The organism is Sanguibacter sp. HDW7, assembly GCF_011300875.1.
Taxonomy (GTDB): Bacteria; Actinomycetota; Actinomycetes; order Actinomycetales; family Cellulomonadaceae; genus Flavimobilis.
Genome location: NZ_CP049862.1, coordinates 1,716,666 through 1,731,475, shown reverse-complemented (window position 1 = coordinate 1,731,475; position 14,810 = coordinate 1,716,666). Strand labels below are relative to the sequence as shown.

Sequence of the window (14,810 nt, the reverse complement as noted above, 5' to 3'; positions counted from 1 at the left end):
TGGAACGAGAGGTCTTCGATGAACGAGACGATGCCACCGTCGGGCACCCGGTGGACGGCCCAGGGATTCCCTGAGCGACCCGCCGCTGTGCAGCAGCAGTCGTGGTCGGCACCCGTCGGGGGAGCGCCGCAGGCACCTCTTCCCGGTGACGCGACCAGCGCGTTCGCTGCGGGCCTCGGACGGCCGCCCGCGCAGGCTGCGCCCGTGGCGCCGGTCGCCCCGCAGGCGGCGGCCCCGATCCAGCGCACGTCGACCGCGACGTTCCTTCCGGGCGGGACCATGCCGGTCGCTCCTGAGCCGGTACGTCGTGCGCCGCACCAGGTGAGCCCGTCTCGGCGTGCCGTGTCGAGCGGCGCGCCGATCGCCCAGGGCGGGCAGGCCGCTGCCGCAGCGCAGGCGGCCTCGTGGTCCGCAGCTCCGCCGACCCAGCCCGCGGGGTCTGGCGCGCCGGGTCAGCTCGCGCCCGCACAGCCCGTCACGGCGCGCCCACAGCCGATGGCCGCGCCCGAGCAGCCGTCGGTGCCGTCGCAGCCTGCGCAGCGTCCGGCGGCGAGCGCCGGCGTCTCGGGCTCGGCGCGCGTCTCGATGTCGACGAATCTCGAGGAGGGCGACGTCGACATCGACGCGTTGCTGCGCGAGGTCGTCGCGAACCGCGGCTCCGACCTTCACCTTACGGCGCGCTCGGCGCCGATGATCCGTCGTGATGGCGGCCTCGTCGCGCTCGACGGGTACCCCGAGATGCACGCCGAGGGCCTGCGTCGCTCGATCTATCGGAATCTCACGCAGAAGCAGCGCGAGACGTTCGAGGAGAACCTCGAGCTCGACTTCGCATACCAGGTGCGCGGGGGTTCGCGCTTCCGCGTCAACATCTACCAGCAGCGTGACGCGGTCGGTGCGGCCTTCCGTGTCATCCCCTCGGAGATCAAGGCGCTCGAGGAGCTCGGCGTCCCGCCGATCGTCGGGTCGTTCGCAAACCTGCCGCGTGGCCTCGTCCTCGTCACGGGTCCGACGGGTTCGGGCAAGTCGACGACGCTCGCCGCGATCGTCGACCTCGCGAACCGCACGCGCGCGGACCACATCATGACGGTCGAGGACCCGATCGAGTTCCTCCACGAGCACAAGAAGGCCCTCGTCAACCAGCGAGAGGTCGGGACGGACACGCACTCGTTCGCGCAGGCGCTCAAGCACGTGCTGCGTCAGGACCCGGACATCATCCTCATCGGTGAGCTCCGTGACCAGGAGACGATCTCGACGGCGCTCACGGCGGCCGAGACGGGCCACCTCGTCTTCGCGACGCTGCACACGCAGGACGCCGCGCAGACGATCGACCGTGTCATCGACGTCTTCCCGCCCACGCAGCAGGACCAGATCCGCGTCCAGCTCGCGGCAACCATCCGTGGTGTCGTCTGCCAGACGCTGTGCAAGCGTGCCGACGGCCCGGGCCGCGCGGTCGCGACCGAGGTCATGGTCGCGACGCCCGCGATCGGCAACCTCATCCGTGAGGGCAAGACGCACCAGATCTACTCGTCGATGCAGGCGGGCAAGGCCGAGGGCATGCACTCGATGGACCAGCACCTCGCGGACCTCGTGCAGCAGGGCCGGATCTCGTACGAGACCGGTCTGGAGAAGTGCCACCACGTCGAGGACTTCAACCGTCTCGCGGGTCGTTCGGGCGGTGTGGCAGGCGGCGGCTTCAACAACGACGCCTCGGTCATGGGGGGCTACTGATGGCTAGCGTCGAGACGAAGCAGTTCGAGTACACGGTCCGCGACACCAAGGGCCGGATCGTCAAGGGCCGCCTCGAGGCGGCGAACGAGGCAGCGGTCGTGGGGCGTCTGCGCACCATGGGGTTGGCCCCGATGTCGATCAACGAGGTGAAGACCTCGGGCCTGCAGAAAGAGATCTCCTTCGGTGAGGGCAAGGTCGGGCTCAAGGACCTCGCGATCATGTCGCGTCAGTTCGCGACGATGGTCTCCGCAGGTCTCTCGCTGCTGCGCGCGCTCAACATCCTCGCGGACCAGACCGAGAACAAGAAGCTTGCGTCGACGCTCGGGCAGGTGCGCAACGACGTCGAGACGGGCGGCTCCCTCTCGAGCGCCCTCAAGAAGTTCCCGGACGTCTTCCCGCCGCTCATGGCGAACATCATCCGCGCGGGCGAGACCGGCGGGTTCCTCGAGCAGGCGCTCCTCTCGGTCGCCAACAACTACGAGGCGGAGGTCAAGCTCCGCGCGAAGATCAAGTCGGCGATGACCTACCCCGTCGTCGTCTTCATCATGGCGATTCTTGCCGTCATCGGCATGCTCCTGTTCATCGTGCCGGTGTTCGAGAAGATGTTCGACGGCCTCGGCGGCACGTTGCCGGCGCCGACGCTCTTCCTCGTCTGGCTCTCAGGAGTCATGAAGTGGCTCGCACCGGTTCTCGCCGTGGGTGCTGTCTTCTTCTCGGTGTGGTGGAGCAAGAACAAGAACTCAGACGCGGTGCGGTCGAAGGTCGACCCGGCGAAGATCAAGCTCCCGGTCTTCGGCACGCTCTTCCAGAAGGTTGCGATCGCGCGCTTCACGCGTAACTTCTCGACGATGCTCGGCGCGGGTGTGCCGATCCTCCAGGCTCTCGATATCGTCGGCGAGACCTCGGGCAACTGGGTCATCGAGAAGGCGATCGAGGACGTGCAGGGCTCGGTGCGTAACGGTCAGGCACTGTCGAAGCCACTTGCCCAGCACACGGTCTTCCCACCCATGGTCGTCCAGATGATGGCGGTCGGTGAGGATTCGGGCGCTATGGAGACGATGCTCCAGAAGATCTCCGAGTTCTACGACCAGGAGGTCGAGGCAGCGACGGAGCAGCTGACGTCGCTCATCGAGCCGCTCATGATCGCGTTCCTCGGCGTGGTCGTCGGCGGCATGATCGTGGCGCTCTACATGCCGATCTTCTCCATCTTCGAACTCATGGGCTGACCGGCCAATACGTCGTCGAAGTTTTTCGCAACACACGCTCAAGTCAGCGACGAAGGTGCCGATGTAGGAGGTGGCGCACAAGTCGGCAACGACCTGGGCCCCACTACCACTCAGCTCGAACTGCAAGGAGATCATCATGATCGCTCGCGTTTCCAAGGCGCTCAACAAGAAGGACGGCGACAAGGGCTTCACCCTCGTCGAGCTTCTCGTCGTCGTCATCATCATCGGCATCCTCGCTGCCATCGCGATCCCGCTGTACATGGACCAGCAGAAGAAGGCCAAGGACGCCGCTGCGAAGTCGGACCTCGCCAACGCGCGCATCGCGGTCGCGACGGCGCTCGTCGACACGCCGGACGCCTTCCCGGCGGACCTCGCTGCGGCCGGCTTCACGGGCTCGGACGGCGTCACCACGACGATCGCGTCGTCGGACATCGCTGCGGGCACCTTCTGCCTGTACGCGACGGCTCCCGCCGGCAAGCTCAAGGACTTCTCGACCGACGAGACCGGCAAGATCTACCAGTCGGCCGACTGCTCCTGATCTCGCCTGCGCCCTCGGCGTAGCCACGGTGCGGGCCGGGTCGACTAGACCCGGCCCGCACCGACATGTTTCCAGAGCCCGAGAGGACGCGACATGAGCCGGAACTGTGATGTGATGCGTGACGACGGCTTCAGCCTCGTCGAGATCATCGTCGCGATGATGCTCTTCGTCGTGCTGCTCCTCGGGCTCATCCCGGTCTTCGTGCAGTCGCTCTCGTTGACGAGCAGGTCTGCGAGCGTGACGACGGCGTCGCGCATCGCGAACTCCCAGGTTGAAGCAGCGCGCACCCTCCAGCTCCCGGTCGGCGACGAGCCTCGCTGCGTCCGGTTCCAGAAGGCCCTCGAGTCCGAGCTTGCCAAGGGTCTCGACGAGCACCCGGTGCTCGATACCGCCATCACCGACGGTCGTTCCTCAACGCCTCTGACAGTCACCCACGAGGCGACGTGCGACACGCTCGACAACCGCGCGGTCGACTTTCGGGTCCAGGTGATGCAGGGATCCAAGATCCTTGCAGACGTGACGACGGAGTACTGGCTCAATGGCTGACACGCCTCGAAACCCCATCGGCCCGCGACTGCGTGACGACCTTCGGTCAGACCGCGGCGCCTCGCTGGCCGAGCTTCTCGTGTACATCATCATCATGGTGATCCTCACCGCGCTCATCGCGGCGACGTTCATCAGTGGCCGCGGGGTCCAGCGTGACCAGAAGGCGCTCGCCGACGCGTCGAACAACGCGCAGCTCGCCGCCGCGACGATCGAGGGCAGCGTCCGCAACGCCGCGAAGATCCAAGTGGAGACCACTGTCTTCAACGGCGATCTGCTCGTCGTCAAGACCCGTGTCGGTGAGGACAACAAGGCCGCCGCCAGCTGGCGATGCAAGGCCTGGTTCTACGACGAGCCCACGCGCACGATCTATGAGCGTACGGACACTCCGGGACCCGGCTCTGCCACGGTCGGTATCACTGCCCGACCAGACCTCGAGGAGTGGCGTATCGTCGTCGGCAACGTGAGCCGGGCGAGGGACGAGGGAGGGAACATCGTCCCGATCTTCCGGACGACCGGCGTCGGGGGTGGAGCGATGATCCGCTTCGACAGTACGTCCGCGCGGGAGGATTCTCCCGTGCGGATCAACACGACCGTCATCCCGCGTATCCAGGGACAAGGCATCGGTGAGGAGACCTGCGGTGAGTATCTCTAGGCTTCGAAGGCTGTGTTCTGACGACAGCGGCAACATGCTCATCATGGTGATCGGGCTCGGCTTCACGTTCCTCATCCTTGCGCTCACGATGTCGATCTCGAGCACCTACGCCGCAAAGGTGTCGACCGAGGCTCGCGCAGGTGTGCAGGCGCAGGCTGCGGCCGATCTCGGCATCGACAACGCGCTCAAGCAGATCAACAACGTCGTCATCGGCGAGGAGTCGATGTTCCGGTGCGAGATCATCTCGTCGGTGAGCACCGAGAGCGGGACGGCCGACGTCGTGACGAAGGTCGCCTACCGGCTCGCCGGCTCGAGCGAGACGGATCCGTACACGTGCAGTGGCGCGCTCGCCGACGGCACCGAGGTTGTCGCGGCCGAGATGATCGCGACGGCGTCGATGGACGTGACATCGACGAGCGGGACGAAGGCTGTCATGCGGTCGGTCAAGCAGAAGGTCGAGATCACGCCGGACGAGCCGCTTCCCCCGTTGTTCAAGTACGGCTTCTTCTCGAACGGTAATCTCCACACGACGAACAACTTCAAGGTCGATGGGGGCGGCGTCTTCACCAACGGCAACTTCGAGTGCAACTCGAACGCGCAGGTCTTCGGTGACGTCGCGGCGATCGGCAAGGCCGACCTCTCGAACGCGTGTTACCTCAAGTCCCTGTGGACCAGCGGCGCGGTCAACTGCAACAGCGGCGCAACCGTCGATGGCGCGCTGACTGTCGCCTCCTCCGTGCGGACATACCTGAGCTCCGGCTGCAAGATCAATGGCGATACCTGGACCAACGGTCCTCTCGAGACCCAGAACACAGTCATCATGGGGAATGCGCTCTCCGCCAAGGGGCACATTCTCCAGCAGAGCGACTCGACGATTACGGGCTGGGCCCAGGCCGCCTCGACTGTCACGGGCGGCACCGTCGGTTCAGCGCGTGTCGAGAACATGCCGTCCGACCCGCCGGCGGGTCCGGTCAACCAGAAGATGCCCACCATCTACTGGAGCGACCTCGTGGGGCCCGACGCGGGCAACCCGGCGGTCGTCACGTATCAGAGCTGGCTCAAGGAGAACGCGACCCGGAACGGCGCCGCGTCGTGGGCGGACGCTCTGAATCCCTCCAAGCCTTGTGCCGCGGCAGCCAGCCCCAGCTGGGGCATCAACGGTAACCTTATAGGTCCGTCGACGGCGACAGTGATCGATGCCCGCGCCTGTGAAGTCCTGTTCCAGGGAGATGGATCGACGAAGCCACTCGTCCTCACCGTCAAGGCGGACACGACGTTTGTGGTCAAGGCGTTCACCTCGTCGAACGCGCTTCTCATCAAGGGTGCCGACCCTGCGAAGAAGTATGTGGTCCGCTTCATCGTGCCGCTCGACGAAGGCCAGAAGTCGTGCACCGGTGCGGGCGCGGGTAGGGGCAACATCGTCATCAACTCGGGTGGCACGGCGTTCGATGCGAACGTTGCAACGTTTGTCTACACGAACGGCACCGCGGAGCTCACCAACGGCGTGCAGTTCCACGGCTCGCTCTACGCGTGCGAGACGAACGTTTCCGTCAACACGCACATCACCTACGCGGACGGCACGCCGCCTGGCATGACCGACGACGGCGATCAGAAGTACCTCTTCGCCCCGGTCATGAGGTTCGACGTACGCCCGTGATCTACCTCTACATCCTCGTCGCCCTGCTGGGGCTCGCGATCGGCTCGTTCCTCAACGTCGTCATCTGGCGCGTCCCGAGGGGCGAGTCGGTCGTGTCGCCGCCGAGCGCATGCCCGCGCTGCGGGCACGCGATTCGGGCCGGCGACAACGTTCCGGTTCTCTCCTGGATTCTGCTCCGGGCTCGGTGCCGCGACTGTGGTGAGCCCATCTCGGTGCGATACCCGGTCGTCGAGGCTGCCACCGGTGTGCTCTTCGTGCTCGTGCTAGCGCGCTTCGGCGTGACGGTTGAGCTTGCGGCCTTCCTCCTGGTCGCGGGGGTCGCCCTGGCTCTCACCCTCATCGATCTCGACACGCGCCGGCTGCCCGATGTGCTGACGCTCGGTGTCGTACCGGTACTCGTCGCGTTGCTTGCTGTCGCGAGTGCGGTCTCAGGCGACTGGACGGCACTCTGGCGGGCGCTTGCGGGAGGTGCCGCACTCTTCACGTTCTACTTCGTGCTGCTGCTCATCTATCCGTCCGGCATGGGTTTTGGCGACGTGAAGTTTGCGCTCTCGCTCGGGCTCGTCATGGGATATGTCGGGTGGGGGACCCTTGTCGTCGGTGCGTTCGCGGCGTTCCTGCTCGGGGGCGTGCTGAGCATCGCGTTGCTGGCGACCGGCAAGGCCACCCGTAAGTCAGGGCTGCCCTTCGGCCCGTGGATGGCTGCCGGCGCCGCCGTCGGGATCGGTTTCGGGGAGCAGATCGCTCACGCGTATCTCAGCCTTCTCGTCTGAGCCGTCCCAGAAGTTCCGCCTGGACGCTCAAGTTGAGCCTCCGGGCCGCCGATAACTGCGTTGGCGTGCGAGAACATGCCAACACCCCCGGAGGAAGACTGTGGCAAAGACGAGAGTCGTCGGCCTCGACATCGGAACCAGCGCAGTGCGCGCCGCCGAGGTCGAGTTCGGCTCGGGCGGACCCGGGGCGTCGCGTGCGACGCTCCACCGGTTCGCAGAGATCGCGCTCCCTGCGGGCGCTGTGCGTGACGGCGAGGTCGTCGAGACCTCGACAGTGGCCGGCGCGCTCAAGCAGCTGTGGCAGAAGGGCGGATTCTCGACCAAGAAGGTTCACATCGGTGTCGGGAACCAGCGCGTCATCGTGCGAGACCTCGAGCTGCCCTGGATGCCGCTCGCGGCGATCCGCAAGACGCTCCCGTTCCAGGCCCAGGAGCTCCTCCCCGTCGCGGTCGACAGCACGCTGCTCGACTTCTACCCGACGAGCGAGTCGGTGAGCGAGACGGGACGCGTCGCGCAGGGTCTCTTCGTCGCCGCGGTGCGCGAGACCGTCACGCAGAACGTCCTCGCGTGCGAGTCCGCCGGTCTCACTCCGGAGGTCGTCGACCTCAATGCTTTCGCCCTGACCCGGTCGCTCGTCCAGGGCGACCTCATGCGTCGCACGGTCGCCATCGTGGAGATCGGCGCGCGCATCACGACGATCGTCATCGTGGTCGACGGCAAGCCCCGCCTCGTGCGCCACCTGGCGCAGGGCGGGGACAACGCCACCGACGGCGTCGCGGCCGCGCTCAAGACGACGCAGGTCGAGGCAGAGCGACTCAAGCGTGAGATCGGCATCGGCCACGGGTACAACCCGGAGCTCGCTCCTGCCGCCGATTCGATCTCGCACGTCTCGACGACGCTCGTCGAGGCGATCCGCGGCACCCTCGGGTACTTCACCCAGAGCAATCCGCAGACTCCCGTCGAGACGCTCGTCCTCACCGGCGGGGCGGTCATGCTCCCGGGTCTCGGACAGTTCGTGGCGAGCGCGACGCGGCTCCCCGTGACGCTCGGAAGCCCGCTGCAGCACATGGAGGTCGCGCGCAGTGCCGGTGACGCACGTTCCGTCGACTCACGCATCGCCCTCCCCGTCGGTCTCGCGTACGGAGTCGCGTCATGAGCCTCTCGTTGAGCAAGAAGTCCTCCACCTCGGGCGCCGTGTCCAAGTCGCAGAAGGGCATCGGGGCGACGTTGCTGCCACAGGTCAATCTCCTTCCGACCGATGTCACGGACGCACGCAATCTCAAGAAGCTCAAGGCCGTTCTTGCCGTTGTGATCGCACTGGTCCTCGTGCTCGTGGGGGGGCTGACGTTCGTCGCCTCGGGGCTCGTCTCCAAGGCACAGGGTCGTGTCGACGCGGCGAATGCGGAGACGACGCGGCTGCAAGTCGAGCAGCGCAAGTACGCCGAGGTCCCGATCGTGCTTGGTCGGATCGACGAGACGGAGAATGCCCTCTTCAGGTCCGGGATGGGTGACGTCAGGTGGAAGCCGACGATCGACGCCCTGACGTCCCAGATTCCGGAGGAGCTCGAGGTTCGGAAGCTCGTCATCGAGGGCTGGGACGCGGCGCAGGGTTCGATCAGCCTCAACGATCCGTCGCAGCGTTCGGGGCTGCACACGCGCATCTCCATCGAGATGGTGTCGAAGACGTTGCCGGACGTCGCCAAGCTCTTGGCCGACCTCGAGGCGTTGCCCACGGTTGAGTCCGCTCGGCTCTTCAGCTCTGAGGTCGAAGAGGGCGAAGGGGACGACTTCACGCACTCCACGATCGCGTCGGTCACCCTCAATGGACTTGCGGCTTCCGGCACGACCTTCCCTAAGGAGCTGCGCTGATGCGTAACCCACGCAAGACCTGGATAGCAGGCACAGTGATCGTCTCACTCGTCCTCGTTCTGGCCGGGTGGTTCCTTCTCGTGCAGCCGAAGCGGACCCAGGCGGCTGAGCTCAACGTGCAGGCGGACGGACTCGTCGCGGCGAACGTTTCGCTCGCGGCGAAGGTTGCGACACTGCGCAAGCAGTTCGCGCAGCTTGACGACTTTAAGGCGGAGCTGGCCGCGCTCCAGGTGCGCCTGCCATTCGACGGGGCGGTGCCGCGGCTCATCGTGGACCTTGACAAGCTTGCCGAGGAGAGCGAGGTGATGCTGACCTCGGCGAGCGTCGGACAGGCGCAGGAGGTCGCCACCCTCACCGGCGATCGGAAGAAGGAGGCGGACTCCGTTACGGACACCCTCAAGGGGTCAACGGACGACGCCAAGAAGGACGACGCCAAGGACGACGGCACGGCCAAGGGGGACGAGGCCAAGGAGTCGTCGGACGGTACCCCGTCCGCTGAGCCCAGCGCGAAGCCCAAGGCCGACGCCGCGAGCGAGAAGCTCGTTGCGTTCACGACTACGCTGACGTTCTACGGCACCTTCAACGAGGCGAGCGCATATCTTGACGCGATCCAGACCAAGCTCCCGCGGTACTTCCTCGTCTCGAACGTCGAGGCGACCTCGCTCGAGGAGCAGGAGGTGAACGGACGTAAGTTGGAGGACGGCGACGTCGAGTACGTCATCACGGGCGCGTTCTACATCTTCACGGACAAGAACCAGAGCCTTGACCCGTACGAGGAGGGTGAGACTGAAATCAAGCTCCCTTCGCGCAAGGACTCGGACAACCCGTTCTCGCGCGACATCAAGTCGGGCAAGGACTGACGTCTCCGCTTTGCGCGACGACGCCCCCGTCACGACCGCACTGCGGACGTCACGGGGGCGTCGTCGTCCCACGTGAAAGGATCGCGCCATGCTGCGCTGGATGACCTCAGGTGAGTCCCACGGCCCGTCGCTCGTCGGAGTGATCGAGGGCCTTCCCGCGGGTGTCGAGGTGACGAGCCAGGACGTCCGTGACGCGCTCGCTCGTCGGCGCCTCGGCTATGGACGGGGTGCGCGCCAGAAGTTCGAGCAGGACGAGCTCCGCGTGCTCGCCGGCGTGCGCCACGGCGTCACGCAGGGCGGCCCCGTGACGTTCGAGATCGCGAACTCCGAGTGGCCCAAGTGGGTCGACGTCATGGCCCCTGACCCGGTCGAGTTGGACGCGCTCCAGGTGGACGCCGGGACGGGCGACGTGCGTGAGATCGCGCGCAACAAGAGGATCACGCGTCCTCGGCCGGGCCACGCGGACCTCGTCGGCATGCGAAAGTACGGTTTCGATGATGCACGCCCCGTGCTTGAGCGTGCTTCGGCGCGCGAGACCGCGACGCGTGTCGCCCTGGGTGTGTACGCGGCGGCCTTCCTCGAGCAGGCCGTCGGCGTGCGGCTCGTGTCGCACGTCGTCGGAATCGGCCCTGTGAGCGTCCCTGATAGCGCCGCGGTTCCCACGCCCGATGACACCGCGACGCTCGACGCCGACCCGGTGCGTTGCTTCGACGCTGCGACGTCGGCCGCGATGGTCGCGGAGATCGACGACTGCCACAAGGCAGGTGACACGCTCGGGGGAGTGGTCGAGGTGCTCGCCTACGGGGTGCCCACGGGGCTCGGCACCTACGTGCACTCCGACCGCCGTCTCGACGCGCGTCTTGCGGCCGCGATCATGGGCATCCAGGCGTTCAAGGGCGTCGAGGTCGGCGACGGCTTCCGCACGGCGACGCGTCGTGGCTCGGAGGCTCACGACGAGATCGACGTCGTCGACGGCCGCATCACGCGCGCCACGAACCGCGCAGGCGGCGTCGAAGGCGGTATGTCCAACGGCGAGGTGGTGCGCGTGCGTGGGGCCATGAAGCCGATCTCGACCGTGCCGCGCGCCCTGCGCACCGTTGACACGGCGACGGGGGAGGCCGCCAAGGCGCAGCACCAGCGCTCCGACGTCTGTGCGGTGCCCCCGGCCGCCGTCATCGCCGAGGCGATGGTGGCGCTCACGCTCGCTGACGCCGTCCTCGAGAAGTTCGGAGGCGACTCCGTCGCCGAGATCCGACGCAACTATGAGGCCTACCTCGAGTCCATCCCCGAGCACATGCGCTGACCACGGTCGACGTACGGCGAAGGGCGGGATCCGTGAGGATCCCGCCCTTCGCCGTACCAGGGTCACGTGCGAGGCGTCTTGGGGGCGGCGTCGCCGCCCCCAAGACGAGCCGTTACTTGACGGTCACCTTCGTGGTCTTGCCGTACGCACCCGAGCCCAGCGCGTTCTTGGCCTGGACGCGGAAGTAGTACGACTTCTTCGACGCCGCCTTCGTCCACGTGTAGCTGCGGGACTTCGACGAGAGCGCCTTGAGCGTCTTCCATGACTTGCCGTTCGTCGAGTACTGCACCGTGTAGCCCGTGACCGTCGAGCCGTTCGAGGACGCGGCCTTCCACGTGACCTTGACGGTCTTCTTCTTCGTGGAGCTGGCCTTGACGGTCGGGGCCAGGGGCTTGCCGGCCGGGGTGACGATCTTCGAGGCCGAGGCCCGGCTGTTCCCGACCTTGGACGTGGCGATGACCCGCACCTCGGTCTTGAGACCGTTCTTCAGGCCGGTGACCTTTGCCGAACGCGCCGTCGAGGCCGCGCGCGTCGACTTCCACGCGCTCCAGCGGCCCGTCGAATACTGACGGGTCTGGACGAGGTAGCCGGTCACGCCGCTGTTCGCCGACGTCGGAGCGCCCCAGCGTGCTGTGACGTAGCCGCTCGCGCGGCTGACGGTGCCGATGCGCGGGGCTGATGGCGCGATCTGAGCGGTCGAAACCACGACTGTCCGGCTCCACGGGCTCTGACCCGCGGTGTTGGCAGCCGCGACCTGCACCGCGTACTGGGTGCCCGGCTTGAGGCCCGGGACCGTCCGGGACTGTCCGGAACCGACGACGATGTTCGTCCAGGACGGGTCGAGGCCGTCGGCACGTGCAGCTCCGTAGCGGAGCAGGTAGCCCGGGGCGATCGCGCTGCCGCGGGTGACACCCACGAGGTCGGACCAGGTCGCCGTCACGACGCTGGCGTTCGCCGTGAGCTTGAGGCCCGATGGCGTGCCCGGTGCCGTGATGACGGTGAGCGACCCGTCCTTGACGGTCGTCGCGAGGACTGGTCGCGTGCTCGCGGTGGTGAGCACGGGCGGCACCGCGCGCACGTCGTAGGTGTACGCAGTGCCATAGGCGAGCGCGATCGTCGGGACGTAGGAGAGCGCCGAGGTCTCGATCGCGGTGGTGCTCGCGAGACCCTTGCTCGCAGGTGCCACGCGCACGAGGTACCGGGAGGCACCCGGCACCGCGGACCACGCGATCCGCGCCTCGCCGGCCTTGACACCGGCAAGTGTGCCCGACGTCAGGGTCACGGTAGCCCGGGGGACGGTGAACCTCTGCGCGGGCGAGTCATACGAGACGTTGCCCTGGCTCGTCGAGGAGACGGACCACTCGTAGGTCGCGCCAGGCAGGAGACCGGTGGCGGTCACTGAACGGGCGCTCGTGGTGTAGGTCGTCGTCCGGGCGTCTGTCGTCGAGCGGAACTTCACCGTGTACGAGTCGGCCGTCGCGTTGTTCTTCCACGAGAGCGCTGCCGAGGTACCGGACGCCGACTGCTTCGCAACGAGGTTGCTCGGTGTCGCGCCACCGATGGTGAAGTCGACGCGCGGGGACTCCTGGGCAACCTTGCCCACCGGGTCGATGACGGCCCACGCGAACGAGTACTCACCCGTCGGGAGCGCCTTCATAGTCGTCACGGCGGCGCTCGGCGCGCTGTAGCTCTGAGCAGCGATGACCGAGGGCTGGTCGACCCGGAGGGTCGTGTGAGTCTGGTCCATGCCCCGCTTGTAGATGTTCACCTGGTAGCCGCGGTTGGCACCGCCGAGAGCGGACGCCGACGTCGGCGTCATGCGCAGGAGCTTGGCGCCGCCGACGTCTACGACGGTGCCGGCGGCGGGAGTGGGAGCCGAGCGGAGGAACGACGTGTCGCCCTTGGTGTTGGGGAGCTCGCGCCATTCTGTGGGTTTCTTCCAGTCGGCAGAGCTCGCGAACACTTCGATCTTGTAGGCATCGTCCGAGGTGGTGGTGCTGTTGAGCTCAAAGACGCCAGTCATCTGGACGGTCGCCGTCGTGGTCCTCAACGTCGCGATGATCGTCGAGCCATCCGCGTCGCTGTAGATGTTGACAAGGTAGCCGGTCGCGCCGGTGACAGGCTGCCACTCGATCCGAGGGCTCACGACCTGCGTCGGCGACGCGAGCGGCACGACTTGTGCCGCAGCGCCTCCTGCGGAGCGGTCCGAGTCCCTCACCGTGAAGTACCCCACAGTCGACGAGATCGTCGTCGACGCCATCGTCCGCGGGTTCACGGCCGCCGAATAGGCGTACGTGTCAGCCGCGCTGACGTTGATCGCCCGGACCCGGGCGAGATACAGATCGTCGCCGGGTCGGATCGCTGAGTTGTCGTCCGTCGACCAGAGGCAGTCGTAGGCACCGGCAACCTTCTTCGGGTCGGCGATGTAGGACGGACCGACAATCGTCGCCGATGTCGACCCGGTACGGCACGTGAGGACCTTGGACTTGTCACGCTGCCGCGTGACCGTCACCTCATAGAACGTCGCACGTGGCACCGGGTTCCACGCGAGGTAGAAGCGGTCGAAGTCGAGCGCCGAAGGAGCGGCCCCTGTCGCGGAGATGTTCGTGAACGCAAGGTCGACCGTCGCGTCGGACGTCGTGGCGGACTCGTCAAGCGTCATGCGCTTGGCAAACTGCCGGGTCCCCGAGTATGTGACCGAGCCGTTGGGTGCCTTCGCTCCGACACGCCAGTAATACGTGCCGTTGAGGAGTGTGTGCACGGGGGTGAACGCAGTGCTGGCCACCTCGGCGTCGACGATGACGGCCGTAGGAACGAAGTTCGGGTCGGTGCTCAGCTGGAAGACGTACGACCGAACGCCGTCGACCGAGTTCCACCGAAACTCCGGGTCGTTGAGAAACGCGGCGTGCGCGGGTGTCACGAGCCCGGGACCCGGAACCGTGTCCTCGAACTTCGGCACGGTGAAGGACCTGGTCGCGCTCGGCGTGCCCGCGACGTCGCTGCGGTGCGTCGGCAGTGGGAAACGTGGCGTGACCGACCACTCGTAGGTACCTGCCGGGAGGAGCGCCGGCGTCCAGGTCGTGTCTACGACGTTCTTGAGCGTCGGTGTGGCGCCGCTCGAGGCGCCGTACGTGAGGTCGTACGACGACGCGCCGGTGACAGGCTGCCACGTGAACGTCACTGCGGTCGGGAAGGCCACGTCCGCGCCCTGCGCAGGGGCGAGCAGCGTCGTCGTCGGGGCCTCGGCCCGGACGAAAGAGCCGACGTTAGCTGCCGCAATGTCTGTGGTGACGCCGACCGGGACGACACGCCAGAAGAGCTGACGATCGCCGTTCGTCCCCCACAGGGGCGTGGTCGGGACCCAGCGGAGCCCGTACGTCGTCACCGAGTCGACCACGCTCGAGCCGAAGCTCTCGGTCTCGGCGATCTCGACCTTGTACTGGGTCGCGCCCGGCACCGGCTGCCAGGCGAGCACGATGTCGCCCGTGCGGCCAGTTGCCGTTGCTGAGGAGTTGAGCGTGACGATTGCGCCCGTCGTCGCCGACGCCGGGAGCGCGGAGAGCAGCCCGAGGGCCAGAACTGCGGCCGTCGCCCCTGCGACGATCCGTGGAGTACGCATGAAGATCCCCCAGAGGAGTGAGATTGTCGCGACTATCGG

Annotated in this window: 12 protein-coding genes; 11 read left to right on the top strand and 1 reads right to left on the bottom strand. The window is 66.9% G+C overall.

The annotated features are described in order from the left end of the window. Positions 1 to 18 precede the first annotated feature (18 nt). The 11 genes from G7063_RS08050 to aroC all read left to right on the top strand — a co-directional run bounded on the left by G7063_RS08050 (position 19) and on the right by aroC (position 11,152). The gene (locus tag G7063_RS08050) at positions 19 to 1,728 is read left to right on the top strand and encodes a PilT/PilU family type 4a pilus ATPase (RefSeq protein WP_304610647.1); all 1,710 of its coding nucleotides are present in this window, start codon (positions 19 to 21) and stop codon (positions 1,726 to 1,728) included. Then, the gene (locus G7063_RS08045; RefSeq protein WP_166413938.1) at positions 1,728 to 2,954 is read left to right on the top strand and encodes a type II secretion system F family protein; all 1,227 of its coding nucleotides are present in this window, start codon (positions 1,728 to 1,730) and stop codon (positions 2,952 to 2,954) included. The genes G7063_RS08050 and G7063_RS08045 overlap by 1 nt, the downstream gene beginning before the upstream one ends. Before the next feature lie 136 nt (positions 2,955 to 3,090). After that, the gene (locus G7063_RS08040) at positions 3,091 to 3,492 is read left to right on the top strand and encodes a prepilin-type N-terminal cleavage/methylation domain-containing protein (protein ID WP_166413937.1); all 402 of its coding nucleotides are present in this window, start codon (positions 3,091 to 3,093) and stop codon (positions 3,490 to 3,492) included. A 93-nt stretch (positions 3,493 to 3,585) separates the two neighbouring features. After that, positions 3,586 to 4,038, top strand: a complete 453-nt coding sequence (locus G7063_RS08035) for a prepilin-type N-terminal cleavage/methylation domain-containing protein (protein ID WP_166413936.1) — start codon at positions 3,586 to 3,588, stop codon at positions 4,036 to 4,038. Further along, positions 4,031 to 4,690 (top strand): hypothetical protein, encoded by a 660-nt coding sequence (locus G7063_RS08030; RefSeq protein WP_166413935.1) that lies wholly within the window; start codon positions 4,031 to 4,033, stop codon positions 4,688 to 4,690. The genes G7063_RS08035 and G7063_RS08030 overlap by 8 nt, the downstream gene beginning before the upstream one ends. Positions 4,691 to 4,724: 34 nt before the next feature. Next, positions 4,725 to 6,347, top strand: a complete 1,623-nt coding sequence (locus tag G7063_RS08025; protein ID WP_166413934.1) for a hypothetical protein — start codon at positions 4,725 to 4,727, stop codon at positions 6,345 to 6,347. Beyond that, positions 6,344 to 7,120, top strand: coding sequence for an A24 family peptidase (locus G7063_RS08020; RefSeq protein WP_166413933.1), 777 nt, complete (start codon positions 6,344 to 6,346; stop codon positions 7,118 to 7,120). The genes G7063_RS08025 and G7063_RS08020 overlap by 4 nt, the downstream gene beginning before the upstream one ends. 100 nt (positions 7,121 to 7,220) lie before the next feature. Then, positions 7,221 to 8,276, top strand: a complete 1,056-nt coding sequence (gene pilM, locus G7063_RS08015; protein ID WP_166413932.1) for a type IV pilus assembly protein PilM — start codon at positions 7,221 to 7,223, stop codon at positions 8,274 to 8,276. Next, positions 8,273 to 8,989, top strand: coding sequence for a hypothetical protein (locus G7063_RS08010; protein WP_166413931.1), 717 nt, complete (start codon positions 8,273 to 8,275; stop codon positions 8,987 to 8,989). Before pilM ends, G7063_RS08010 begins: the two co-directional genes overlap by 4 nt. Beyond that, positions 8,989 to 9,849 carry a hypothetical protein gene (locus G7063_RS08005; protein ID WP_166413930.1) on the top strand — a complete coding sequence of 287 codons (861 nt, stop codon included), beginning with the start codon at positions 8,989 to 8,991 and terminating at the stop codon, positions 9,847 to 9,849. Before G7063_RS08010 ends, G7063_RS08005 begins: the two co-directional genes overlap by 1 nt. A gap of 88 nt (positions 9,850 to 9,937) precedes the next feature. After that, positions 9,938 to 11,152: a chorismate synthase gene (gene aroC / locus G7063_RS08000; protein WP_166413929.1), complete on the top strand. Its 1,215-nt coding sequence runs from the start codon at positions 9,938 to 9,940 to the stop codon at positions 11,150 to 11,152. Between the two features lie 112 nt (positions 11,153 to 11,264). On the opposite strand, the gene G7063_RS07995 is transcribed toward aroC, so the two are convergent. After that, positions 11,265 to 14,771 (bottom strand): fibronectin type III domain-containing protein, encoded by a 3,507-nt coding sequence (locus tag G7063_RS07995; RefSeq protein WP_166413928.1) that lies wholly within the window; start codon positions 14,769 to 14,771, stop codon positions 11,265 to 11,267. Positions 14,772 to 14,810: the final 39 nt, after the last annotated feature.

Bases quoted from the DNA above. Each gene is read 5' to 3' on its own strand.
- G7063_RS08010 (WP_166413931.1), top strand. From the start codon at position 8,273: ATGAGCCTCTCGTTGAGCAAGAAGTCCTCCACCTCGGGCGCCGTGTCC.
- G7063_RS08045 (WP_166413938.1), top strand. From the start codon at position 1,728: ATGGCTAGCGTCGAGACGAAGCAGTTCGAGTACACGGTCCGCGACACC.
- aroC (WP_166413929.1), top strand. From the start codon at position 9,938: ATGCTGCGCTGGATGACCTCAGGTGAGTCCCACGGCCCGTCGCTCGTC.
- G7063_RS08025 (WP_166413934.1), top strand. From the start codon at position 4,725: ATGCTCATCATGGTGATCGGGCTCGGCTTCACGTTCCTCATCCTTGCG.
- G7063_RS08030 (WP_166413935.1), top strand. From the start codon at position 4,031: ATGGCTGACACGCCTCGAAACCCCATCGGCCCGCGACTGCGTGACGAC.
- G7063_RS08035 (WP_166413936.1), top strand. From the start codon at position 3,586: ATGAGCCGGAACTGTGATGTGATGCGTGACGACGGCTTCAGCCTCGTC.
- G7063_RS08040 (WP_166413937.1), top strand. From the start codon at position 3,091: ATGATCGCTCGCGTTTCCAAGGCGCTCAACAAGAAGGACGGCGACAAG.
- G7063_RS08050 (WP_304610647.1), top strand. From the start codon at position 19: ATGAACGAGACGATGCCACCGTCGGGCACCCGGTGGACGGCCCAGGGA.
- G7063_RS08005 (WP_166413930.1), top strand. From the start codon at position 8,989: ATGCGTAACCCACGCAAGACCTGGATAGCAGGCACAGTGATCGTCTCA.
- G7063_RS07995 (WP_166413928.1), bottom strand. From the start codon at position 14,771: ATGCGTACTCCACGGATCGTCGCAGGGGCGACGGCCGCAGTTCTGGCC.